Origin of the sequence: Roseovarius nubinhibens ISM (assembly GCF_000152625.1) — a bacterium.
GTDB classification, from domain to species: Bacteria; Pseudomonadota; Alphaproteobacteria; order Rhodobacterales; family Rhodobacteraceae; genus Roseovarius; species Roseovarius nubinhibens.
In genome coordinates this window covers 1,570,452-1,593,652 of the sequence record NZ_CH724156.1, presented here as the reverse complement: position 1 = coordinate 1,593,652, position 23,201 = coordinate 1,570,452, and the positions used below count along the sequence as shown (strand labels likewise).

The following is a 23,201-nucleotide window of genomic DNA, read 5'->3' as shown; positions in this document are numbered from 1 at the left end:
GTCATGCGGTTTATCACAAGTCTTGTGCTGATGCTCTGGCCCGCGCTGGGCTGGGCCGAGGTGCATGAGGTTCGGATGCTCAACCGCAATGAGAGCGGTGCGATGGTCTATGAGCCATCCGTGCTGCGCATGGCGCCGGGCGACAGCGTGCGGTTTGTCGCGGCCTCGTCGGGGCATAATGCGGCGAGCATCGACGGCATGCTGCCCGAGGGGGCCATGCCGTTCAAAGGTGGGATCAATGAAGAGATCACGCTGACCCTGAGCGCGCCGGGGGTCTATGGGGTGAAATGCACGCCGCATTTCGCCATGGGGATGGTGATGCTCATCGTGGTGGGGGACGTCGCGCTTGTGGCAGAGGCGCTGCCCGAGGGGCTGCCCCGGCGGGCGGAGGCGCGGCTTCGCGACTATATCGAGACCGCGCAGTAGGCCTGCGTTCAGAAATCGAGATTGGCGTAATGGGCGGGGGGCGGAAAGCCCGGCACCTGATCGGCGAGGATGCGGCGGAAGGCCGGGCGCGATTTGATCTTGGCGTACCAATCCTTGACCGTGTCGCTGCGGTTCCAATCCACGTCCGAGATATAATCGAGCGAGGAGAGATGCGCGGCGGCGGCGAAATCGGCCAGCGTCATCACATCGCCCGCCAGCCAGCGGCGGTGATCGAGCAGCCAGGCCATATAGTCGAGGTGAAACTTGATCGCCTTGGCGCCTGCCTTGACGTTTGAGCTGTCGGGAAAGCCCTTGCCCATCACCTTCTTGTTGACCCGCTCGTAGAGCAGTTTCGAGGTCACCTCGTGGTGAAACTTGTCATCGAACCAGGTGACGATGCGGCGCACCTCGTGGCGGGCCTCGGCGCTCTTGGGCATGAGCGCGGGTTCGGGGTATTTCTCTTCGAGATATTCGCAGATCGCGGCACTCTCGGTCAGGGTGCGGCCGTCGATGCGCAGGATCGGCACCTTGCCCGCCGGATTGCGGCGCAGGAAATCTGGGCTCGGCTCCCAATAGCGTTCCTCGGCCAGTTCGCAGTCGATCTTTTTCTCCGCGAGGCTGAGACGGACCTTGCGACAGAAGGGGGACAGGGGAACGTGATAGAGCTTGGCCATTTGGGACGCTTGTTCTTGATGTCAGGTGTTTGTTCTCAATGCCTGTTTATGCGGGTCAATTCAATCCTCGAAACAGGCGGCACGGCCGTCCCGGCGGATGGTGGCCGCCCCGTCCATGATGCTTGCGGCGCGTTTGCGCAGGCGCGGTGTGGGGTTGCGGGCCGAGCGGTCCTTGGGGGCGGGAAGGACGGCGGCGAGGCGGGCGGCCTGAGTTGCGCTGAGCTTGGCGGCGCTCACGCCAAAGTAATGCTGAGCCGCGGCCTCGACGCCAAAGACGCCTTCATCGAATTCGGCGATGTTGAGATAGACCTCGACGATGCGGCGTTTCGGCCAGGCGGCTTCGAGCATCGGGGTGATGACCGCTTCGAGCGCTTTGCGCAGGTAGGAGCGGCCATGCCAGAGATAGACGTTCTTGACGGTCTGCTGGCTTAGCGTCGAGGCGCCGCGGGCCTGACCGCTTTCGACCACCTGGCGGATGGCCTTCATGTCAAAGCCCCAATGGGTGCAGAAATTGGCATCCTCGGCGGCAACGACAGAGCGGGCCATGACCGGCGCGATGCGGGACATCGGCACCCAGTCCTGCCGGATGTGGCCGAGGCGGTGGCGTTCCTGTTTCATGTAGAGCGTGGCGCCCGGATCGAGGAAGCGATGGGCGATCAGCACGCCGCTCGTGACCAGCACCGAGACGAGGAGGAACCACAGCACCCAACGCCGCAGCCAGCGGCGCAAGCGCGTCAGTCGGGGCGAGCGGGATGCGCCACGCGATCGGGATTTGGCTCGGGTCGGTTTCGCCATGTTGCCTCGGGTCATGGGTCCGTCTGATGCGGACTTTGCCAGAGGGTAGCGCGAAAATGCGCGCGGGTCGAGAAGCGTGCCGGAAAATGAGCTCCGGCACGCCCCGGTATCATGCGGCGGTTATTCCGCCGCGACCTGTTCGCTCACCGGCTCGACGCGCACGGCCGAGAATTTGAACTCGGGGATCTTGCCATAGGGGTCGATGGCCGCGTTGGTCAGGATGTTCGCCGCCGCCTCGACATAGGCGAAGGGCAGGAAGACCATATCGGGCGACACCGCGCGGTCGGCGCGGGCCATGGTGACGATGCTGCCGCGTTTGGTGGTCAGGCGGATCATGCCGCCCGGTTCGATCCCGAGCTTGCGCAGGGTCGAGGGGTGCAGCGAGCAGTTGGCCTCGGGCTCGACCGCGTCGAGCACGCGGGCGCGGCGGGTCATCGATCCGGTGTGCCAATGTTCGAGCTGGCGGCCAGTGGTCAGGATCATCGGGAATTCGGCGTCGGGCGTGTCATCGGGGGCGATGACGCTCGCCGGGGTGAACTTGGCCCGGCCCTCGGGACGCGGGAAGCCATCGCCGAAGACCACTGCCTGACCCGGATCTTCGGGGCTCAGCGACGGGTAGGTCACGGCGGTTTTTTCCAGACGCTCCCAGGTGATGTTGTTGAGCGAGGCCATGTTGATCGCCATTTCGGCAAAGACTTCGCGCGGATGGGTGTAGCGCCAGTCGAGACCGCAGCGCTTGGCCAGTTCGACCTCGATCCACCAGTCTTCGCGCGCCTCGCCCGGGGGCGTCACGGCGGGGCGGACCATCTGCACCTGACGGTTGGTGTTGGAGACGGTGCCGGTTTTCTCGTAAAGCGCCGAGGCGGGCAGGATCACATCGGCATAGTTGGCCGTTTCGGTGATGAAGATGTCCTGCACCACGAGGTGATCGAGCTTGGCCAGCGCGTCGCGGGCGTGTTCGACATCGGGGTCGGACATGGCCGGGTTTTCGCCGAGGATATACATGGCCTTGATGTCGCCATCATGGACCGCATCCATGATCTCGGTGACGGTGAGGCCCTTTTCATTCGAGAAATCCTCGGATTTCCAGACCTCGGTGAAGGCCGAGCGGACGCCGTCGTCGGTCACGCTTTGATAGTCGGGGAGGAACATCGGGATGAGGCCTGCGTCCGAGGCGCCTTGGACGTTGTTCTGACCGCGCAGCGGGTGCAGGCCTGTGCCGGGGCGGCCGACATGGCCGCACATCAGCGCGAGGCTGATCAGGCAGCGCGAATTGTCGGTGCCGTGGATGTGCTGGCTCACCCCCATGCCCCAGAAGATCATGCCGGATTTGGCGGTGGCGAAATCGCGGGCCACGGCGCGCAGGGTCTCAGCGGGGATGCCGCAGAGGTCTTCCATTTTCTCGGGCGCGAAATCCTTGAGATGGGCCTTTTCGGCCTCCCAGTTCTCGGTATAGGCGTCGATATATTGCTGATCGTAGAGGCCTTCCTCGACGATCGTGTGCATGATCGCGTTGAGCATGGCGACATCCGCGCCGGGGCGGAATTGCAGCATATGGGTCGCGAAGCGGCGCAGGCCGACGCCGCGCGGATCCATCACGATGAGCTTGCCGCCGCGCTTGGTGAATTGCTTGAAATAGGTGGCGGCAACGGGGTGGTTTTCGATCGGGTTGGCCCCGATGACGATGGCGACATCGGCGTTTTCGATCTCGTTGAACGTGGCGGTCACGCCGCCCGAGCCGACGTTTTCGATCAGCGCAAAGACCGACGAGGCGTGGCAGAGCCGGGTGCAATGGTCGACGTTGTTGTGACCAAAGCCCTGACGGATGAATTTCTGGAAGAGATAGGCCTCTTCATTGGTGCATTTGGCCGAGCCAAAGCCGGCAACTTCGCGGCCGCGGCCCTTGAGCCCATCGGCGGCGAGATCGAGCGCCTCGTCCCAGCTCGCTTCGCGGAAGAATTCCTGCCAATTGTCCGGGTTCACGTTGAGGCCCTTTTCCGGGGCGTCGTCGCGGCGGATCAGCGGCTTGGTCACGCGGTGCTGGTGGTGGATATAGTCATAGCCAAAGCGGCCCTTGACGCAGAGCCGGCCTTCGTTCGCGGGGCCGTTGATGCCCTCGACATATTTGACGCGGTTGTCCTTGACCTTGATCGAGATCTGGCAACCGACGCCGCAGAAGGCGCAGACGCTTTCGACTTCGCTGTCGTAATCGGCGCTGTCGCCGACCTGGGCCTCGTTGACCACCGAGGACGGCATCAGCGCGCCGGTGGGGCAGGCCTGGACGCATTCGCCGCAGGCGACGCAGGTCGAGGCGCCCATCGGGTCGGCCATGTCGAAGGTCGGATAGGCGTCATGGCCGCGACCGGCCATGCCGATCACGTCATTGACCTGCACTTCGCGGCAGGCGCGGACGCAGAGACCGCATTGGATGCAGGCGTCGAGATTGACGCTCATCGCCACATGGCTGTCGTCGAGCAGCGGGATGCGGCCCTCTTCGAGCTTGGGGAAGCGGCTTTGGCTCACGCCCTGCATCTCGGCCATGTCCCAGAGGTGGCTCGATTTGTCATGGGCGGCGTCGCGCGGCGGCTGATCCGCGACGAGCATTTCGACCACCATCTTGCGCGCGGTTTCGGCGCGGGCGGTGTCGGTCTTGACCACCATGCCATCGGCGGGTTCGCGGATGCAGGAGGCGGCAAGGGTCCGTTCGCCTTCGATCTCGACCATGCAGGCCCGGCAATTGCCATCGGGGCGATAGCCCGGCGCGGGCTTGTGACACAGATGGGGAATGACGAGACCCCGCCCGTTGGCCACTTCCCAGATGGTCATGCCTTTTTCGGCCGTGACTTGTTCGCCGTCGAGGGTAAAGGTGATGGTGTCGGACATGCTTGGGTCTCCTTGCTCACGGGAGTGTAGACCACGGCGCTGTTTTCCGGAGTCGGCCAATCACGACATCTATGCAGATTTTTACGCCATATGGCGCGCCCGTGTTTCCCATTGGCAACGGCGTTTCCCGGTGCCGTCGGATTGTCATTCCGGCCTCTCGCGCCTAGTGTCGGGCCGAAAAACACGGGCAAGAGCAGGACAGGCAGCATGGCCGATATCATTCTGGTGCGCCACGGGCAGGCCAATACCCATGCGCAGGACGAGGCGAGCTATGATCAGCTCTCGGAGCTGGGGCGTCAGCAGGCGCAATGGCTTGGCCTGCATCTGCGGGACACGGGCGCGCGGTTCGATCATGTGGTCACCGGCACGCTGTCGCGGCAGGTCGAGACGGCGCGCGAGATGGGCTATGCGCCGGAGCGGACCGATCCGCGTCTCAACGAGCTCACCTATTTCGATCTGGCGCAGGCGGTGGAGATGCAGTTCGGCCTGCCCGCGCCGAATTCTGCCGCCGAGTTCGCCCGCTATATGCCGCAGGTGGTGGCCTATTGGGCCGAAGATCAGCTCTCCGGGATTCCCGAGAGCTTTGGCAGTTTCGAGGCGCGGGTGACCCATCTTCTCGAAGAGCTTGCGTCGCGCGGCGGCACCAGCCTCGTGGTGACCTCGGGCGGGGTGATCGGCATGGCGCTGCGCCATGTGCTCGGGCTCGGCACCGCCGCGATGGCGGATGTGATGCTTCACACGATGAACAGCTCGGTCCATCACTTGCGTTTCATTCACGGTCGGCTGATGCTGGCCGGGTTCAACGCGACGCCGCATCTCGATCAGCCCGAGCGCCGCGAGGCGCGCACTTTTATCTAAGGATAGTCTGCTATGCTGAAACTCTATTACGCCCCCGGCACCATCGCCACCGCCTCGGTCATGTGTCTGCGCGAAACCGGCCTCGAGCATGAGCTTGTGGCGCTCGATTTCACCCAATCGGCGCAGATGACGCCCGAGTATCAGAGGATCAATCCCAAGGGCCGGGTGCCGGCGCTCGATCTGGGCGGGGAAATCCTCACCGAGACCGGCGCGATCCTCGAATATCTGGCGGCCCTGGCCCCCGAAAAGGGGCTTGTCCCCGAAGACCCGCTCAAGGCCGCGCGGATGCGGGAGGTGATGTTCTATCTCGCCTCGACCATGCATGTGAACCACGCCCATAAGCGGCGCGGTCATCGCTGGGCCGACAAGGAAGAAAGCCGCGCTGATATGTCGGCCAAGGTGCCGCAGACGATGACCGAGAGCGCGCGCTATATGGAAGAGAATGTGATCACCGGGCCCTATCTCTTTGGCGATGAACTCTGCGTGGCGGATTTCTATTTCTACGCCATTTGCAATTGGCTCGAAGGGGATCGGGTCGATGTGACCCAGTTCCCCAAGATCGGCTCGTTCCGGCAGGCGATGCGCGAACTGGCGAGCGTCGCGGCCACCCATGACGACAATATTCTCTAAGCTTCCAAAAGGGTTGGCGCGATGACACATCTCTGGGTTCGGGCCGAGCAACGCCCCAATGAATGCCGCGTTGGCCTGACGCCCGAGGGGGCGGCAGCGCTGCGCGCGGCGGGGATGCGCGTCACCGTCGAGGAAAGTGCGACGCGGGCCATTGGAATCGACGGCTATCGCGCGGCGGGCTGCGAGATTGCGGCGGAGGGCAGCTGGCCCGAGGCGCCGCAGGAGGCGATCATCTTTGGGCTCAAGGAGTTGCCGGAGGATGGCACGCCCCTGCCCCATCGCCATATCATGTTTGGCCATGCCTATAAGGGCCAGCATTCGGGGCGGGCGCTTCTCGACCGGTTCAAGGCCGGGGGCGGGACGCTCTATGATCTCGAGTATCTGGTGGATGAGACGGGACGCCGGGTTGCGGCGTTCGGCTATTGGGCGGGCTATGCCGGGGCGGCGGTGTCGGCACTGGCCTATGCGGCGCAGGCGCGTGGTGGGATTTGCCCCGAGGTTACCGGCTGGACGGATAAATCGGCACTTTTGTCGGATGTGGGCGCGGCGCTGGAAGCGGCAGGCGATCTGCCCACTGCGCTGGTCATCGGGGCGCTCGGCCGGGTCGGCAGCGGGGCGGCCGATTTGTGCGAGGCGTTGGGCATCGGGGTGACACGCTGGGACATGGCCGAGACGGCGCATGGCGGGCCCTTTCCCGAGATCCTCGCGCATGGGATTTTCATCAACGCGATCTTTGCCCGGCCCGGCACGCCGGTCTTCGTCGGCCCCGAAGAGGCGGCTGCGGCGCGGGCGCTGCGGGTGATCGGCGATGTGGCTTGCGATCCGGACAGCGATTACAACCCGGTGCCTCTTTACTCAGAGGCGACAAGCTGGTCCGCGCCGGTGGTGCGGGTGGCCGAGGCGCCGAGCCTCGACATCATGGCAATTGACAACCTGCCGTCGCTCTTGCCGCGCGAAAGCTCGGAGGATTATGCCGGCCAGCTCTTGCCGGTGCTGCGCGATCTGGGGGCGATCGACCAGGGCGTCTGGGCCCGGGCCGAGGCCACATTCCGCAAATATCTCTGAGGCTTAGCGGGTCGGAATCGAGACCCGGAAATGGATGGTTTCGAGACCGGGGTTGTCGCTATAGAGCCCGGCGTTCGACCGGTGGTCAAAGCCCAGGCCCATGCGCAGCCCGTTGCGGGCCTGATAGCCGACCTCGATGCCGGAGCGGAATTCGATGGGCCCGCCAAGATCGACGCCGTCGCCCTTGGCATAGAGCCCGGTCATGGCATGCAGCTGGATATAGGCGCGGCGGTCGAAATAGGGTTGGGTCCAGGCGTGGCCCGCACCGACCCAGAATTCACCGTCATTGCTGATTGAGGCGCCGTAGATGTTTTGAAACGGGCCAAAGGCCAGCTTCGTGTCGCGACGGAAATAGAGCTCTTCGCCTTGATGGGCCTCTTGGAAATAGGTTTCACCGATGGAGACGCTGGTATAGCCGGGCACTTCGTTGCGGGCGAGACAGCCTTCGTTCGGGCAATGGTTCGCGCCCATGTCGATCAGACCAAAGATCAGGCCGATGACGGCAAAGGTACCGTCTGAAATTCCCACGATGTCCGACACGGCGTAGCTCCTCTATCCAAACCCTTGGCACAATTGATGTCGCATGCGGGCCCGCATGTCCAGCGATGGGGGCGAGCCATTTGGGACTGTTGCCGGATTGGGCGGCTCTCTCGCGTTAGCGCGAGGAACAGACGGAGGCGACCGCGGCCAAGGTGATGATTTTCATGGTGTTGCCTCCCCAATTCCCCCGCGCGTCCTCTTGGATGAGGGTCTGCGCGAAATTATCTTCGGGAGAGATGTGCGTTTTTGCAAGATATTATTGCCTTGCGGCAATTCTTGCGCATGTCGGAGCGGTTTTGGATAGCGTTTCCTATCCCCCTCAAACGCCGAAAGCCCCGCGGCTTGCGGGGCTTTTTCGGTGTTTTGGTTGCGGGAGGGCGATCTGAACTTAACCTGCGGGGGTCGCAGGATAAGTTGGTTGCGGGGAAGCGCAACCAGCTTAACTTGCTGATCTTCGCGCCAGATTTCTCGGCATGGCGTTACGCCTCATAAGAGATTGTTGTTAGACTTCAATCTCTTAGAAGAGTTGTTTTCGCCGTCATGCTGGGTCCGAGAGGAACCCGACATGAAGACCGAATTCAATACGCGAGCAAAGCAGACAAGGCGCGAAGCGCCCTTCTCGCTCAGACTGACCTTCGAAGAGCGTGCGCAGTTGGAAGCCGCAGCGAATGGCGTGCCATTGGGCACCTATATCAAGGCCGTGCTGTTCGGCACCGAACTGCCAAAGATTAGGCGGCGTGGAACAGAGCCGGTCAAAGACCATGAGGCGTTGGGAAGAGTGATGGCTGCCCTGGGGCAGTCCCGGCTCTCGTCTAACCTCAACCAGATGGCACGCGCCGTGAACACAGGCACCCTACCCGTTCATCCTGAAACTGAATCTGATCTGCGCCAAGCCTGCGCAGATGTGCATCTCATGAGATCGACACTGCTCGAAGCGTTCGGGAAAGATGGAGGTCCATCATGATCCTGAACGCAAACACACGAGGCAATGCCAAAGAGCTTGCGCGACATCTCTTGAACACGCGGGACAACGATCATGTCGAGCTACATGATCTGCGCGGTTTCATCGCCGAAGATTTGAATGGCGCGTTCCGCGAGGCCGAAGCTATCGCAATGGGCACAAAGTGCATCAACCATCTTTTCTCCCTGAGCCTCAGCCCGCCTGAATACGCTGACGTTGCTGTAGAGACGTTCGAGAAGGCGATTGATCGGATCGAGGCCGAGTTGGGGCTAAACGGCCAACCCAGAGCGATTGTCTTTCATGAGAAGGAAGGGCGGCGGCATGCTCATGCTGTTTGGTCACGTATCGACGGCCAAGAGATGAAGGCGATCAAGATCGACTTCTACAAACGCCGCCTTACTGATTTCTCCAAGCAACTTTTCTTGGAGAACGGCTGGCCGTTGCCAGACGGCCTCCAAGACCAACGCAGACGCGATCCTCTCAGTTTTTCACTTAGTGAATGGCAACAAGCCAAGCGCACCGGACTCGATCCCAAAGTGACTAAGACTTTGCTGCGCGAATGTTGGAATGTTTCCGACACATGCGAGAGCTTTGAGGCTGCACTGCGGGAGAAGGGATTCTGGCTCGCCCACGGCGATAGGCGCAGCTATGTCGCTCTAGATTGGCGAGGAGAGATTTATTCACTCTCGCGCGCTATCGGCGTGAAAAAGAAAGAACTGGCCGTGCGGCTAGGGAACACAAAGTTCCTGCGATCCGTCGATGAGACCAAGGCCCATATCGGCGCTCAGCTCACACCAAAAATTCAAGAGTGGGCGAAGGACGCGGAGGCACAGGCCAAGAAGACGCGTCTGTCGCTCACCTTCAAGACCGAACAGATGATCCAGCGGCAGAGGAGCGAGCGCGAAAGCTTGCGTCAGTCGCAAGCGTTGCGCTGGCAATCCGAAGAACGGGCCAGGGCAGCGCGCACCCCTCGCGGTATTCGCGGTCTGTGGGGATGGATCAGCGGCAAGAACAAGAAAATCAGGGCTATGAACGAAGCCGAGATCGAGAAGGCCAAAACGCGTGATTTGGCCGAGCGACAACAGATCATCCGCAAGCAGATCAACGAGCGGCGACGGGTGCAGCAAATGGTCATGCACGTGCGTCGTCAGCAGGGAAATACACTCACCTTGCTGGCTGCGGATGTCGCTAAGGCAATGGCTATGGGACGCGTGCCAGAATCCGCGATCAAGAAAGATCAGACGCAAGAGCGCAGCATTAATCGTCGAAGAACTCGGGATCGCGGCCCTGATTATGAACCCAATTAACGAAAGGAGGTCGCCATGCGACATACATTAATGATCAATCTCGACGAGGCACATGCCTTACAGCTCGATGAACTGCGGCAGCATTTCAAGCTAAGCGCCGAGGATACGGTTAGGATTGCCATCCGCACCGCCCATGCGATGCATCGCAAAGGTAGCTCAGCGCCGGAATGCAAACCAAGCGCAGTCAGAAAGCCGGAGGCTTCACCGCTATGAAAGAGCATGTTTACATCACCGGAACGGGCGAGCGGGTGCGCGAGCGCGGGGGGCTTGTGGAGGTCGGCCTAAGCCCTGAGGCGCAGGTTGCGCTAGGCGACCTTCTGCATTTCCAGTCACTGAAGGTCGGAGACCGGGTTAAGGAAGGAGATCGCTTGTTCGTAGTGGAAGGCAACCTGACCGCTGCGGAGTTCTATTCGCCGGTAGATGGATACATTGACAGTGTCACGGGCGATCCGAAGATTTCGGATTGGCTCGTGACGCTGAAGCCGCGAGAGATGTGATCCAACAGTATATGATGCATAGATCATAATCGAGATTTATGTTCTTTACATCATAATTGGAAAATATGATCCCTACGACATATTGACATTTAATGATCCATAGATCATAATGACAATGAAAGGATCGTCACCATGGATCAAATCGCCCGAAGCCCAAAGGACGTTGGCAACGCACTGCGCAACGCTCGTAAAGCCAAGAAACTTACGCAGGCCGAACTTGCCAGCCGCTCAGGCATCTGGCAGCGAACCATCTCGACCATCGAGACCAGCGCAAGCGGTGCTAAGCTGGATACGATATTCGACCTGCTCGCGGCACTTGACCTAGAAATTCAGATCGTCCCGCGCAGCAAGATGAAGCCCGGCGACCTTGAGGATATTTTCTGATGGGGCGCAAGCGAACATACGCGCCGCTTGATGTTTTCATGAACCGCCGAAAGGTCGGACAGTTCTTCCGTGAACCAGACGGGGCGTTTGCCTTCACCTATGCCCCGGAATGGTTGGCTTGGGAAAACACCCTGCCCGTCTCACGCTCGCTACCATTAAGGTCAGAGCGCTATGTGGGACCGCCGGTCATCGCCGTCTTCGACAATCTGCTACCCGACAATGATGATATCCGCAGACGCGTGGCTGAGCGCATAGGCGCAGATGGTCTGGATGCTTATAGTCTACTTGCAAAGATTGGCCGGGACTGCGTAGGCGCTTTGCAATTCTTGCCAGAAGGTGAAGAGCCAGAAGCGTCCGACGAACTGACCGGCGAGCCTTTGAGTGACGAGCAGATCGCGGCCATGCTCAAAGACCTCAAGCGCACCCCGCTTGGTATCCGCCGTGAGTCCGACTTCCGGATTTCGGTTGCCGGTGCGCAGGAAAAGACTGCGCTGCTCTATCACGAGGGCAAATGGATTGAGCCTACAGGCACCACGGCGACGACACATATCTTCAAGCCTGCGATTGGAAAACTGCCCAACGGCATGGACCTGACCGATAGCATTGAAAACGAGCATTTCTGTCTGCGCCTGATGGCAGCGTTCGGCCTTCCAGTCGCTCAAACCGAGATTGCGACGTTTGCAGATACGAAGGTGCTGGTCATCGAGCGCTTTGATCGCCTGCGCGCCCGCGACGGAAGACTGATCCGCCTGCCCCAGGAGGATTGCTGTCAGGCATTGTCCATTCCGCCGACGCGCAAATATCAGAATGAGGGCGGTCCTGGCATCGTTGAAATCTGCGATCTGCTCCAAGGAAGCGATGAGCCGCTTCGCGACCGCGCCAATTTCTTCAAAGCCAACGTCCTGTTCTGGTTGATTGGCGCGACGGATGGTCATGCAAAGAATTTCAGTATCGCTCTGACACCTGGTGGGCGTTTTACCATGACCCCGCTGTATGATGTCCTTACTGTGCAGCCGACGCTTGATGCTGGTCAGCTTCAGAGCAAGGAAATGAAGCTCGCTATGCGGATTGGCAAAAGTCGCCACTATAAGGTTTCTGACATTCTCGGTCGCCACTTCATGGAAACAGGCCTAGCAGCAGGTTTTTCGCGCGAGCAAATTGGTCAGATTTTCAAAGACATCGAAGCAGAATCCGAAAAGGCCTTTGCGAAGGCCTTGGCTGAAATGCCCACCGGTTTCCCGATGGGCTTGTTCGAATCCGTCAGGCGCGGCTTTGACCAGCGTGTAACGCGGCTCGCGGTCAGCGAATAAATGAAGATATGCGGCATCGCCGCACAAATGACCCGGCTCATAAGGTTTTTTATTGCAGTGGCTGCATCAAGATTGACCAGTAATATTCAGCCGCACCTTCCGCGGTCAGTTTCTTGTCAGTAACATTGCCGCCAAACGGTATTCCCATTGCAGACAAGTAAATGTGTTGATCATCAGCATCTATGCTCAGACTTTCATTGCAACTGTTGTCACTTGCCTGATCGTTCGCAGAGTACGTAATAGTTTTTCCGAACATTCCCCCAAGCACAATTTTGCAGCGGGCAATATCTTCTCCATTGCGATAAATTACAGCGGTGAACCGGTTAGAGTCGATAAGGCGGAAGCGAGAAGAAAGCTCAGAATAGCGATCTGTAAGCTCATTTAGCGAGTTTTCGAAATAACGCTTCATCAAGTCAAAAGCATCATCCAAAAAATGATCCTTGTCCGCCTGAGTAAATGACTTCTTCACCCGAAGGTTGGCAGACCTGGGCCTATCCACTACCATATTAACACTTGTCATTTTCTCAGTTACCGGGCGCGTAATAGTTTCCACATCTGGCTTCTTAATACTTGCCTTGATCGCATTGACGACATCCAGAAAAGCCTCATCAAGGTCTGGCCATTTACGTATCGGCTTTCCATCTCGCGGCGCAGCGAGGAGCTTGCCAAATGGTGTATCATGCCAATCGCAAGGCCTCAGAATCACAGGAATAACCCGAGCCTCCTTTGCTTCATGGCGCTCAATAGCTCTCGCCATCTCAATTTCATAGCAATACCGAGACGCAATAAAGTCAGAACTAATCAGCAACAAGATAACGTCTGCATCGTTGAGGTTTTTGTCTATCTCGTGACCGAACTCATCACCTGCCCGAATACATCGGTCATGCCACGTCGTAATCAAGCCATTGTTTTTCATTGCAGCTAGATGCTTTTGTAGCATGTCAGCCAATTCTTCATCTGCATGAGAGTAGGAAAAGAATACTTTCGACATCAGCCACCTGCTTTCACACAGAACTCGGTTATCTTCGTTCTGCTTTCTATTGGACGCTCTGGCTCTTCGAGAAACAGCTTCCAAGAACCAAATATCGCAACTCCTTGCGTGAGTTCACGATATGGCTCTACACAACCCTTTTCTATGTTAAGTAGCGCCGGGTTCTTACGTTGGGCGTGGGCGCGCTGCAAACTGAGATATGCACCGCCATTGGTAACAAAGAAACATCCTGTCTTGCTAAAAATCTCGCGTATTGGCGGCTCAAAGGGACCTTCCTGGTCAAGCTCCCAAACCAGCTCGCCGCCATATGCCAGAACTGAGATTGTATCTGCATCCTCAAACATTTCGAACACGGCGTCGTCTTCACCGAATGAAACAAGTCCGCGCTTATTTTGGATTGGCACATCGCAAACTAAGGCGAATTTTGCGTCGAAGCCTGTACGCAAAATTCTCACCAATTGATTTGGCGAACACTCAGATAACATTTTCACTTCGCAATTTGGAGATATCTTCACAAAACAACCTTTCTATTTGCGCTCTTTCATCAATGGTAGGGTTGGTAGCAGAGCGTCAATCGCAGCTCTAACGTCATCAAGCATCGGCAACGCATCTTTTTCACGCTTCCACAGCGCCGCAAAGTCGCTGGCGGTTTCTCGTGCTACATCGATAACCATTTTTTCAGGTAGCGTTGCTTTCGCAGCAAGATGAGAAATTTCGTCCTCATCATACGCAGAAAAGTCGCGAGCTCGGCTGTAGTTCAGAGCAAAGCTATCACCGGGAATGTAAGGCACTGTGGATACAAAATCATATGCTGGAGCAAGTGCAGCATTTTTCTTGTCTGGATAGATGAGGGACCAGTTCTTTAAGTGCATATCGCCGTTGCTGATCAACGTGTTGAAAGTCAGGCGGCGAAAAAATTCCCGCACATCTTCTTCTGAGCCTTCCGCAGCTATGACAGTGGCAATGTTGCGCATGCTTGCTCTTTTGTACTTATCTTCGCTATAAACGCCGAAGACTTGGGCAAAGTCTTCGATGTGTACACGATTGCCGTCCGGCAAACGGTCAAAGCGCTCGATCACAAAGACCTTTGTCCCGAAGCGGTCGGTTCCGTCCGGTAGGCCTGCGATAGAGTCGATATGAACCAGGTCAATTTTTGGCACGTCCATGCCAAGCATACGGGCCAAGCTCATCATGGAGAACTCGTTTTCTGGAACGCCAGCATATTCGCGAGATGGTAGCTTTACGATCCAGTCGCCACCAACGCCCGACGCAGGAATAGTCAGGCCACCGCTGGCACTTTCGATTGCGGAGAATTTCAGCTGAACGCCTGCAAGTGAAAAGCGCAGCATATTCTTCTTCGTCTCGGCCTGATCTTCGCTGGTAGCATCTGCAGCCTCGGGTGGCCATGCTTCACCATCGGCGGGGCGCACAGTGATCGCGCCCGGCAAGTCCTGACCGAGTGCCCACAGTAGAAAAAACTCTCGCTCGATGTTCACTCCCGCTTGCTCGGCAAGATACTTTCTAAGGTGGCCTTCGGGCAGCAGGTTCGAGAAGAAGGGCATGATCTTTTTTTGAACAGGACGGAAGTCCGTTCGCAGTTCGCCGAACTCGTCCTTGAAAGATAGGCCGAGTGTGGGGCGATCAGGGTCATTGATATAATCTTCGTTGAACGCAAAAAGACTGCGATCACCGGAGACCCTAGTAAGCGTTCCGATGGGCTTGCCGTAAAGTTCGACGTTTAAAACCGACACATCAGCCATCGCTGTCCTCCTCGTCCAATCGGTACGCTGGTTTGCTGCGCGCAGTCTCGTTGCTGATTTGCCCAATGCTGTGCGCCAGCATGTTTCTTATGCGTTGAGCGTCCTTGGCGATTTCCTGAAGCCGTTTCATGCCATCTGAGTTGCTTACGGTCTCAATCGCAATCCGCATTTGCCGGAGAGCGTCTGACTCCTGGATTACATTTCGGAAGTTGTTCATTTCGGACAAGTTTTTTTGCAAGGTCTGCGCTGCGCCGCTGTCGTGCATAGCGGCCGGAAGTGCGGCAAGGGCTCTTTGGGCGCGGACCAACTCGCGCAGTGCATCGGCATTGCCGCGATCAGACTGGAGGGTGGTGCTGCGTGTGATTGACCGCACCGCTGGGGCTGCTTTGCGCGGGATCAGCGCAAGTTCCAGATCAAGCGCATGAGCAAGCGATGCGAGACTGGAGAGACGAAGATCAACGTTGTTGCTCTCGATCTTAGAGATGTGCGACTGGGGGACACCTGATCGCTTGCTCAGCTCTCTTTGGCTTAACCCCTTGTTCTCTCTAGCCTCTCGCAAAGCTACGGCTATGTGTTCGCTAGCGTAGGTCATTTTCCTGATATACCTTAATGCATCACTGGTTCACTATTATATATTAAAGCATATCATAGCTACCGTGAAAGCGCAAGGTGCGATCTACTTTGATAGATCGCACCGCTGTATCGATATATTAAAGTAGATCATTTCTGCGTAAAGAAGAAGAAGGACGCTTACGCGCCCTCCTCCTTCACCTGAGCCGGTGATGCTGGGTCTTCTATCGGGTGGCGCAGAACAATGCGGCCATTGATCGGCATGACTTCAAGCTGAAGGGTGAAGCCGTAGCCGTCCTTGTGCCGCCAGGCGGCACCGACCTTGTTCCAGAAGGATTTCTCGCCGCGCTGCGTGACGTGCCATGCCAGAAACTCGGGGGCGCTCGGCTGGAAGGTGGTGGTCTGCTTTTGTGTGTTGCGTGCCATGTCTTGATCTCCTTGGTTTGGGGTTGGCGCGTTGCGCCGTTCCGATGGATCGAAGGCTCAAGGGCAGGCGTCATTTCCAACACGGGTGAGCAAAGCGAACTGGCGCGGGCAGGATATTGATGGCTGGCCGCCTTCGCTCAGGAATAAGGCCTCTTCAAACGCACCAATCCCGGAGCAAAGCGAGAGCGCATGGTTAGCGCCGCGCAAGCATGATGATCATCACCGGCACCAGATCGACCTCCAGATTTCCACTCAGCACGTTCAATCAGCTCTATTGGGCAAATCCGTTTGGCACAGTCAGGGATGCCGCCGGAACAAGGGCAGTCTCCGCCGTGCCCTGCTTCACTTCGTTGCGCCCGAAAATGGTGCTTCCGATCCCCCAACTGCGCCTCCTTCTGTCCCCAGAAAGACCTGGATTGTCCGGGTCTCAACGGAAATGGAGGCCATAATGTCACCGATCTTCAATCATCATGCGTTGCACGGGCTGCCCACCCATGCACTCGAACATCTTCGCGAGACGCTGCGCCAATCTCTCGGCAACGCCGATCTGCAAGAACGCGAGCGCGGCAACCTGCACGCCGCTCTGGCCAGCGTTGAGAGTGTGCTGCGCAAGCGCCAAGCGCCGCCAGCACCACAACCGTGCGCCCCGTCACCATGACGGGGCTCCTTTTCTCCCCGCGCCCGCCCGAGCGGGCGCGGAAATTTTGGCCTCTCTAGAAAAGCGATAACTGCGCGCCACTCCAGCCGGTGCGCACCGCTTCATGCTCCAGCCATGCTGTCACGAACGCAGTCGCGCCGTCATGCGCGGCCACAGTTCCGGCTGGTATGAAGTGCGAGCGGTAACCTGTCTCGGTGACGGGCAGCGGCGCGCGGCCTTCGCTCATGATCTCGATGTGATCCACCAAGCCGAATTTCTCCGGCGTGAAGGTGATCTCCAACGCGATGCCGCGCCATGTGATGTTGTGCTGCTCCATGTCTTTTGCCTCCCTCATGCGGGGAGCCGCCGCTTACGCGGCGACTCCTTCCTCTGCTCGGGGTTGCTCGTCCTCGATCAAGGGCTGAAGACCATGCAGGAAATCTGCGGCGCGTTGCGCATGCGCGGCGGCGGCAAAAATCGCGCGCTTGTCTTCCTTCAAGACCTTGAGCCAGCTTTGGATGTAGGCGGCATGATCGCTGCGCGGCTCTGGTGTCAGCTCAAGATCGGCGCAAAGAAATGCTGCGCCAAGTTCTGCAACAAGTTCCTCGCGGGCATAGCCTTCATCGCCCCAGCGCTTGCGCCCTAGATCACGATCAAGACGACTCTTGTGCTTTGTCCAGTGTGTGAGCTCATGGGCAAGGGTCGCATAGTATGCCTCGGGGCTACGGAATGTCTCGAATGCTGGCATCTGCACATGATCACTGCCGCCGCTGTAATGGGCGCTGTTCCCGCCGTGGCGAATGTCGGCGCGCGTGGCGGCAAAGAACCCATCCGCATGCTCGATCCGCAAGGCCGGATCAATGACCGGCTCGGGCTTCGCATAGTATTGCTCCGGCAAACCCTCGATCTGCTCGACGTTGAAAACGCTATAGCCTTTCATGAAAGGAATTTTGCGCTCTTCCTCGCTGCCGTCGTCCTGCTCTTCCGTCTTGGTGATGGTGTTTGCGTACACGACCAGATTGCCGCGCTCGCCCTTCTTCACATGCGCGCCCAGCTCCTTGGCTTGGCGGAATGTCATCCAGTACGGGGAGAGATAACCAGCCTCGACGCTCGCGCCCCACAGCATCAGGATATTGATCCCGTTATAGGGAAGGCCGTTATGCCGTAGCGGCTTGGTGATCTTGCCTTCCAGATTGCCAGCGCTCCACGGCTTGAGCCAGCTCAGTTCGCCTTGCTCCAGATCAGCGATGATCTTGTCTGTTACTTTCTGATAAACATCTGTCTTCATTTCCTTTTCTCCTGCTATCGGTTGCGCATGCAACCGATCTGCCCCTCTGGCGAAGAGAGGGGGGAGACCGTCCAGACCGAAGGACATGGGAGTGGTGCGGGCGCAGCGATCAGCGAGCCACGGCCCATGTCCTTCGCCCGCAGCCATAGCGCAGGGCTTGGTCTTGATGGTTGATGGGGTGTCAGCCCCCAATCAAAGAAAAGGTAATCGCGCGGGCGGCCAAAGCGCCCGCGCCCTGCCTCAAGGGCAGCGCTGCTGTCCGCCTGCGCAAGGGATTGATGCCCCAAGGGCCGAGACTACAGGCTCGGCGCGCGAAAGCCCGGCCCGCAAGGGTGTGCAAAATGCCCGAACGGGTGTCAGAGCACTGATATGCGTACATTCTTCAGAGCAGCGAAATGTGCAGGCCGTAAGATAAAATCGTTATTTTTTAATGACTAAACGAGAGGAAATGCCCTATAAAACTTCTATATTCAAACCAAGAACTGGGGTTACATGAGTTTTCTATATTTTGCCTATGGATCAAATATGTTGCCAGCCCGTCTGGTCGCTCGCTGCCCAAGCGCTCAGCTGATCGGTGTCGCTACGACGCACGAGTTTGACCTTGAATTTTCCAAGCTCAGCAAGGATGGGTCAGGCAAGGCGACTTTGGTTCCAGGCAACGACTTTGCAACTCCTGGGGCGCTCTTCGAAATCAAAAAAAGTGAGCTGAACGCGTTGGACCGTGCTGAGGGTGCCGGTTCAGGCTACGATCGTATGGAAAACCTCTCAGTTCAATTAAGTCAAGGTTCTGAACAGGTCACTGCGACGACTTACATTGCCAGCCTCACCAATATGCAACTCAAACCTTTTGACTGGTACCTGGCATTAGTAATTGCGGGGGCTCAACACCACACTCTCGGTGAAGACCATTTAAGGAAGCTGCGCCTTCATCAGCACGTCGTCGACGATGACCACACCAGAAAAAGCCGCCAAGACGCACTGAAGGCGCTTTCGTTGCATGAGCATCGTGATCATAATGCCCTGTTAATAAAGCAAGAATAGTACGATGCACGTTATAGGAATTGATTTTACGAGCGTCCCCTCTTCTCGAAAGCCGATCACCGCTTTGCATTGTTCTTTCGACGGCAAAATACTATCCGCCGATACTTTAGAAGAATGGACCGATTTTGAGATGTTCGAAGCTGGTCTTCAGCGCAACGGACCTTGGATAGCGGGGATTGATTTTCCATTCGGCCAGTCGCGTGAATTTGTGAAAAACATAGGCTGGCCGCTATCTTGGGCAGACTATGTCGCCCACGTCGGCTCACTGGAACGCAGCGAATTCCGGGATGTTCTTTTGAACTACAAGAAGCTACGGGCCATTGGCAACAAAGAGCACAGACGGGCAACTGACAAATTGGCAAGCTCAATTAGCCCCCAAAAGCTTTACGGTGTTCCTGTCGCATTGATGTTCTTCGAAGGAGCGCCGCGTTTGCTTGGCTCTGGTGTCACAATTCCCCACATGCAGAAGGGCGATCCATTGCGGATCGTTGTCGAAGCTTATCCTGGCATTCTGGCGCGGTCCCTTATCAACCGCAGAAGCTACAAGAGCGACACTAAGCGCAAACAGACAGATGAAAAATTCGAAGCCCGCCGTGAGCTTTTCCATCGCCTGAAAAATGACGCGATCACGCGCTATGGATTTGCAGTCGATGCGCCAGAGGGCATTTGTGATGATCCTGGAGCCGACCATCTAGATGCTCTTTTGTGCGCAGTTCAAGCAGCATGGGCCTGGAGCAAGCGGGAAAGCGGCTATGGGAAACCCGATAATTTTGACGCCCTGGAAGGCCACATCGCGGACCCACACCTGCTTTGAGGCTGACACGCACCGGTGGGCGTGTGCGCTAAGATGGTTAGAATGAGCTATTTTGAATCCGAAGTGCTCCGCCCTCACAAACAGTCCGGGTGCAGCGATATCGGGTTAGCTTCTGACGCGCAGGGGGGCCGTTCATGGCTAGAAATAGATTGCGCAAGGGATGGAAGCCGCTTGGCCGAGACTGGCGAAGGCAGGCTCGGTTCACGACAGCCCGGCACGGAGGGTGCGTGTGATTAAGATTTCCAAGGAATCTTTGACTTGCCGCACTTGCAGGAAATGACCTTCTCACCGGGTACATCTACATCTGCACGGATATGACGGCTGCAATGCTCACACACAAAAAGCGCGACAAGCTTCTCGATATCTTCAAGCAAAACATCAATGTCTCCGCCAACGATCTTGTCAGCATTATCGTGAGAGACCAGATTAGCAATGAGGGCCGAGCCCGCCAGATCAGAGAAGATTTTTGTATTCAAAAGATCAGGAGACTTGGTGGTCAATGTAGAACGCAGTGCACTGATCAATTCGCCGGACATGCGCTTTTCGTTGAACTCATTAAAGCGGAAGGCAACTTTGACCTCAAGTGACTGGCAGATGTTCTTGAGTACTAACTCTAGAAGTTTGCGTAGGTCGTTGGTGACGTCTTCTTTGCCCTTCTTTTGTTCGATGATCTCTTTTAGAGTTGCGGGGCTATTTTCGAGAACAATGCCATTGGCACCATCAGACTGGACCTCATGAAAAATCCAGCCATGCTGTCCCATTTCACTTTTAATGATGTCGAACCAAACATTCTCGTGTGTCAGGATGATGATTTGCCAATCTGAAAACTCATCCCTTAACAGTCGCAGGAGCCTGCGGCGATGTGATGTATCGAAACTTGTGACGATGTCATCAAGAACAAGGAATTTGGCGTGCTTGTTGAAGATGCGGGCATTGGCAAGAAACAGTACCACACCAAGGCTGTTGAGATGGCTTTCGCTCAGGTACTTCCGTGGCGGCTGTGTTGGCTTACCGTGGAAAGCATATTGAAATTCGACACCTTCATCGCCAACCATTGTCAGACGAACCTTATCCACGCTCTCCTTGGGATGAAGCGCCTTGTAGAAATCACCAACATCAGAGCTGATGGTGTCCAGAACGGCTTGAAGCGTGCTGTTCTGAACCTTGACAAAGGCTTCCAGCATCGACGAGAGCGTGATGATTTGAACTTCGTAAGCATCCTTTATGTTTTGATAAGTCTCGAAATCATTCACTAGCTCGCTGACCATTTTGAGCTTGGTCGATGCGTCCGCGACCTTCTTCTCCAGCTCCGTGAGCTGCAGCTTCTTGGCAGCCTCGTTGGCTTGCTTCGCGGCCTTTTCAGATTCCGAACGCAACGCCTTGAGATCGGCATCGAAATCAGCGGAGACCTCAAAAACTTTCTTGTCCTCAAAGGCGGATTTCAGCGCTTTCAGATAGTCGCGCAGGTTGAGGCGCGCAGACTTCGCAGTCTCGATTAGCGATGAGAAATCCTCCAGATCGGAATAGGTCTCTATGATGGTTTTCGTCTTGACGCCTGCGTTGGTGACGGCCTCGGCAAGTGCATCCTTGAGCGTGCCTGCTTCGTCGAGCTGCTTTTGCAAGGCCTCTAACGCTTCTAAGCGCTTGCCAACCTCATTCTGGAGTTGGGCAAGCTCATATGGCTCCAGACAAAACGGGCATTGCGGATCAGTAAAGACCTTGTCATCCAGGACTGCCTTGCCGCGCGTTAGAAAGTCGCTGAGCCGCAGCTTATTAACGTTCTCGCTCTCCTTAGCGAGGGCGTTGTAAATATCTGTAAATGCCGTGGCATCATCTGAAAGCTGATCAATGTCGGCGATAAGATCGCCGCAAACTTTCTCAAGATGCGCAAGCCTTTCTGCCAGGCGTATCTTTTCTTCGCTACTGCCTTGTCCCCGCAGCTCTTCCAGTGCTTCAGTGTAGGAATCTTCGTCAGTGACAAGTGTCTTGAGGGCAAATGGCTTCATGACCTTTGCGGCCACGCTGTAGAATTCTTGTTTGTTGGGAACAACTTGCCCTACTTCCGAAATCATTCCTGATTGCAGGCGCTGAATCTGCTGTTTTGCCGTCGTATATTCTGTTTCTTTTTCAAGCTGGTTCTTCGTCTGCAGAATGACGTTTCTAAATTTCGTAATTTCGCTATAGCCAATAATGTCAGCAATGGCCTCACGTTTCCCGCCCTTTGTTTTATCCAGAAAGTTAATAATATCGGCGTGTCTGAGAATGATATTGTCACTTTTCAAGTCGGAAACAAGCTGCGCCACATGTTCATTGGCAAAGGTGGCTGACGTCTTCAGCGCCTCCGAGAGCGCCTTGTTCCCGTTGCGGTCAGTGCCATCAAAAACCAGTTCGACGCTGCTGGGCTTGTCGTCGGCTAACACATTGCGCAGCGAGTCCTGTTTGCAGTCCTCCCGCCATAAGTGGTCCACACGGTCATGAATGAACCACTCAAGGGCATCTGTTATCGTGCTCTTGCCCGATGCGTTCTCACCGAAGATGGCAACACTCTTCGTACTCTTCGAAAAATCGAGAGGGAGCACGAAGCGCGCGCCGCGAAAGCGAGAAACCGTGATCTTCCGAATTTTAGTCATTACCGGCCTCCACTGCGTTGACCGCATCAGGCTTGAGCGCTGCCTTGCGCGCCTCTTCAAGCTTTCGCAGCAGCTTAACCTTGCTAAGATCATCGTCCTTCCGAAGAGTGCTGACAGCGGCCACGGTGCCTGCGTCGAGGGATTCGTCCTTACACTGGCTGTCGAGGAACTCGGCAATGACGTCAGTGGCAGTTTTTATGTTTTTGGTGGTCAAGCCCTATCCCCTTGTTTATTATCAAAAAATGCGCATTTTATTTACACAAACCTACAACTTGAGCGAGCAAGAAATCAAGTTTGTTCGTGGAGTTTCTGGTATTTACTTCATTTACCTGACTGACAGTCAGATCGCGTACCCATTCTCTGCTTCAAAGCTCATTTACATTGGTATGAGCGAGTCGAAGCAAAACAGCTTATTTAAGAGGCTTGGAGGCCATTTGTCAGGTCAATCTGGGAATGCTGGCATTAGCAACTATGCGACGTCGCAGAACGTAAAGTTCACGTACTATTCCGCCCAAGTATTGAGCAACTACGGCAACGATAACCTTTTTGATATTGAAAATTTTTTCTTAAGCGATTTCCTCAAGAATTACGGGTGCTTTCCAATCTGTAACGGTCAGTCGGGCCATAAGCCGTCTGAAGCATCGATCCCAATAACAGCTTCAGTTGACTGGTCTTTCTTTGATTGATTAATTTCCGTTTGTGCGAAACTTGGAC

At 56.7% G+C, this 23,201-nt stretch carries 27 protein-coding genes; 14 read left to right on the top strand and 13 right to left on the bottom strand.

Annotated elements, in window-relative coordinates; all coding sequences use genetic code 11:
* Nucleotides 1-3: 3 nt before the first annotated feature.
* Entirely contained in the window at nt 4-426 is a 423-nt protein-coding gene (locus tag ISM_RS07695; RefSeq protein ID WP_009813569.1) for a pseudoazurin, read from the top strand.
* An 8-nt stretch (nt 427-434) separates the two neighbouring features.
* On the opposite strand, the gene fzlA is transcribed toward ISM_RS07695, so the two are convergent.
* The 3 genes from fzlA to fdhF all read right to left on the bottom strand — a co-directional run bounded on the left by fzlA (nt 435) and on the right by fdhF (nt 4,778).
* Nucleotides 435-1,100, bottom strand: coding sequence for an FtsZ-binding protein FzlA (gene fzlA / locus ISM_RS07690; RefSeq protein WP_009813568.1), 666 nt, complete (start codon nt 1,098-1,100; stop codon nt 435-437).
* A gap of 60 nt (nt 1,101-1,160) precedes the next feature.
* Nucleotides 1,161-1,910 (bottom strand): monofunctional biosynthetic peptidoglycan transglycosylase, encoded by a 750-nt coding sequence (gene mtgA / locus ISM_RS07685; protein WP_420806183.1) that lies wholly within the window; start codon nt 1,908-1,910, stop codon nt 1,161-1,163.
* A gap of 105 nt (nt 1,911-2,015) precedes the next feature.
* A complete protein-coding gene (gene fdhF / locus ISM_RS07680; protein WP_009813566.1) occupies nt 2,016-4,778 on the bottom strand; it encodes a formate dehydrogenase subunit alpha in 2,763 nt (920 codons plus the stop codon).
* 207 nt (nt 4,779-4,985) lie between these two features.
* On the opposite strand from fdhF, the gene ISM_RS07675 reads away from it, so the two are divergent.
* From ISM_RS07675 to ISM_RS07665, 3 genes are read left to right on the top strand one after another with little or no spacing between them, the layout of a single operon-like run.
* The gene (locus tag ISM_RS07675; RefSeq protein ID WP_009813565.1) at nt 4,986-5,636 is read left to right on the top strand and encodes a histidine phosphatase family protein; all 651 of its coding nucleotides are present in this window, start codon (nt 4,986-4,988) and stop codon (nt 5,634-5,636) included.
* Between the two features lie 12 nt (nt 5,637-5,648).
* A complete protein-coding gene (locus tag ISM_RS07670; protein WP_009813564.1) occupies nt 5,649-6,266 on the top strand; it encodes a glutathione S-transferase family protein in 618 nt (205 codons plus the stop codon).
* A gap of 21 nt (nt 6,267-6,287) precedes the next feature.
* On the top strand, nt 6,288-7,331 hold the full coding sequence (locus ISM_RS07665; protein WP_009813563.1) for a saccharopine dehydrogenase: 1,044 nt from the start codon (nt 6,288-6,290) through the stop codon (nt 7,329-7,331).
* A 3-nt stretch (nt 7,332-7,334) separates the two neighbouring features.
* Here ISM_RS07665 and ISM_RS07660 read toward each other — a convergent pair whose 3' ends face one another.
* Nucleotides 7,335-7,871, bottom strand: a complete 537-nt coding sequence (locus ISM_RS07660) for an acyloxyacyl hydrolase (protein WP_009813562.1) — start codon at nt 7,869-7,871, stop codon at nt 7,335-7,337.
* A gap of 565 nt (nt 7,872-8,436) precedes the next feature.
* Between ISM_RS07660 and ISM_RS07650 the strand changes: the two genes are divergently transcribed.
* The 6 genes from ISM_RS07650 (at nt 8,437) to ISM_RS07630 (ending at nt 12,330) form a co-directional block, all read left to right on the top strand.
* On the top strand, nt 8,437-8,835 hold the full coding sequence (locus ISM_RS07650) for a hypothetical protein (protein WP_009813560.1): 399 nt from the start codon (nt 8,437-8,439) through the stop codon (nt 8,833-8,835).
* Complete coding sequence (locus ISM_RS07645) at nt 8,832-10,139, top strand: relaxase/mobilization nuclease domain-containing protein (protein ID WP_009813559.1); 1,308 nt, start codon at nt 8,832-8,834, stop codon at nt 10,137-10,139. Before ISM_RS07650 ends, ISM_RS07645 begins: the two co-directional genes overlap by 4 nt.
* A gap of 15 nt (nt 10,140-10,154) precedes the next feature.
* On the top strand, nt 10,155-10,352 hold the full coding sequence (locus ISM_RS18400; RefSeq protein WP_198011655.1) for a hypothetical protein: 198 nt from the start codon (nt 10,155-10,157) through the stop codon (nt 10,350-10,352).
* Nucleotides 10,349-10,636, top strand: a complete 288-nt coding sequence (locus ISM_RS07640; RefSeq protein ID WP_198011654.1) for a glycine cleavage system protein H — start codon at nt 10,349-10,351, stop codon at nt 10,634-10,636. Before ISM_RS18400 ends, ISM_RS07640 begins: the two co-directional genes overlap by 4 nt.
* A 132-nt stretch (nt 10,637-10,768) precedes the next feature.
* The gene (locus tag ISM_RS07635; RefSeq protein WP_009813557.1) at nt 10,769-11,020 is read left to right on the top strand and encodes a helix-turn-helix domain-containing protein; all 252 of its coding nucleotides are present in this window, start codon (nt 10,769-10,771) and stop codon (nt 11,018-11,020) included.
* Nucleotides 11,020-12,330: a type II toxin-antitoxin system HipA family toxin gene (locus tag ISM_RS07630; RefSeq protein WP_009813556.1), complete on the top strand. Its 1,311-nt coding sequence runs from the start codon at nt 11,020-11,022 to the stop codon at nt 12,328-12,330. The genes ISM_RS07635 and ISM_RS07630 overlap by 1 nt, the downstream gene beginning before the upstream one ends.
* Before the next feature lie 49 nt (nt 12,331-12,379).
* On the opposite strand, the gene ISM_RS07625 is transcribed toward ISM_RS07630, so the two are convergent.
* The 5 genes from ISM_RS07625 to ISM_RS07610 form a co-directional block, all read right to left on the bottom strand.
* Nucleotides 12,380-13,321, bottom strand: a complete 942-nt coding sequence (locus tag ISM_RS07625) for a toll/interleukin-1 receptor domain-containing protein (protein WP_040617947.1) — start codon at nt 13,319-13,321, stop codon at nt 12,380-12,382.
* A complete protein-coding gene (locus ISM_RS18230; RefSeq protein WP_217622868.1) occupies nt 13,321-13,806 on the bottom strand; it encodes a hypothetical protein in 486 nt (161 codons plus the stop codon). Before ISM_RS18230 ends, ISM_RS07625 begins: the two co-directional genes overlap by 1 nt.
* A gap of 42 nt (nt 13,807-13,848) precedes the next feature.
* A complete protein-coding gene (locus ISM_RS07620; protein ID WP_009813554.1) occupies nt 13,849-15,081 on the bottom strand; it encodes a type II toxin-antitoxin system HipA family toxin in 1,233 nt (410 codons plus the stop codon).
* Nucleotides 15,074-15,673 (bottom strand): helix-turn-helix domain-containing protein, encoded by a 600-nt coding sequence (locus ISM_RS07615; RefSeq protein ID WP_009813553.1) that lies wholly within the window; start codon nt 15,671-15,673, stop codon nt 15,074-15,076. Before ISM_RS07615 ends, ISM_RS07620 begins: the two co-directional genes overlap by 8 nt.
* 158 nt (nt 15,674-15,831) lie before the next feature.
* The gene (locus ISM_RS07610; protein ID WP_009813552.1) at nt 15,832-16,077 is read right to left on the bottom strand and encodes a hypothetical protein; all 246 of its coding nucleotides are present in this window, start codon (nt 16,075-16,077) and stop codon (nt 15,832-15,834) included.
* A 448-nt stretch (nt 16,078-16,525) separates the two neighbouring features.
* Here ISM_RS07610 and ISM_RS18225 point away from each other — a divergent pair, with 448 nt between their 5' ends.
* Nucleotides 16,526-16,735 carry a hypothetical protein gene (locus tag ISM_RS18225; protein WP_156783339.1) on the top strand — a complete coding sequence of 70 codons (210 nt, stop codon included), beginning with the start codon at nt 16,526-16,528 and terminating at the stop codon, nt 16,733-16,735.
* Nucleotides 16,736-16,790: 55 nt separating this feature from the next.
* On the opposite strand, the gene ISM_RS07600 is transcribed toward ISM_RS18225, so the two are convergent.
* Together ISM_RS07600 and ISM_RS07595 are read right to left on the bottom strand one after the other, a co-directional pair.
* Nucleotides 16,791-17,051, bottom strand: a complete 261-nt coding sequence (locus ISM_RS07600; protein WP_198011653.1) for a hypothetical protein — start codon at nt 17,049-17,051, stop codon at nt 16,791-16,793.
* A 33-nt stretch (nt 17,052-17,084) separates the two neighbouring features.
* The gene (locus ISM_RS07595; protein ID WP_009813548.1) at nt 17,085-18,002 is read right to left on the bottom strand and encodes an ArdC family protein; all 918 of its coding nucleotides are present in this window, start codon (nt 18,000-18,002) and stop codon (nt 17,085-17,087) included.
* A 492-nt stretch (nt 18,003-18,494) separates the two neighbouring features.
* Between ISM_RS07595 and ISM_RS07590 the strand changes: the two genes are divergently transcribed.
* Nucleotides 18,495-19,043: a gamma-glutamylcyclotransferase family protein gene (locus ISM_RS07590; RefSeq protein WP_040617945.1), complete on the top strand. Its 549-nt coding sequence runs from the start codon at nt 18,495-18,497 to the stop codon at nt 19,041-19,043.
* A gap of 4 nt (nt 19,044-19,047) precedes the next feature.
* Nucleotides 19,048-19,857 carry a DUF429 domain-containing protein gene (locus tag ISM_RS17945; protein ID WP_083780913.1) on the top strand — a complete coding sequence of 270 codons (810 nt, stop codon included), beginning with the start codon at nt 19,048-19,050 and terminating at the stop codon, nt 19,855-19,857.
* A 233-nt stretch (nt 19,858-20,090) separates the two neighbouring features.
* Here ISM_RS17945 and ISM_RS07580 read toward each other — a convergent pair whose 3' ends face one another.
* Together ISM_RS07580 and ISM_RS07575 are read right to left on the bottom strand one after the other, a co-directional pair.
* Nucleotides 20,091-22,487, bottom strand: a complete 2,397-nt coding sequence (locus ISM_RS07580; RefSeq protein ID WP_009813545.1) for an AAA family ATPase — start codon at nt 22,485-22,487, stop codon at nt 20,091-20,093.
* Nucleotides 22,480-22,701, bottom strand: a complete 222-nt coding sequence (locus ISM_RS07575) for a hypothetical protein (RefSeq protein ID WP_009813544.1) — start codon at nt 22,699-22,701, stop codon at nt 22,480-22,482. Before ISM_RS07575 ends, ISM_RS07580 begins: the two co-directional genes overlap by 8 nt.
* Between ISM_RS07575 and ISM_RS07570 the strand changes: the two genes are divergently transcribed.
* Nucleotides 22,685-23,173, top strand: a complete 489-nt coding sequence (locus tag ISM_RS07570) for a GIY-YIG nuclease family protein (protein WP_254655663.1) — start codon at nt 22,685-22,687, stop codon at nt 23,171-23,173. The genes ISM_RS07575 and ISM_RS07570 overlap by 17 nt on opposite strands.
* The last annotated feature ends 28 nt before the right edge of the window (nt 23,174-23,201 follow it).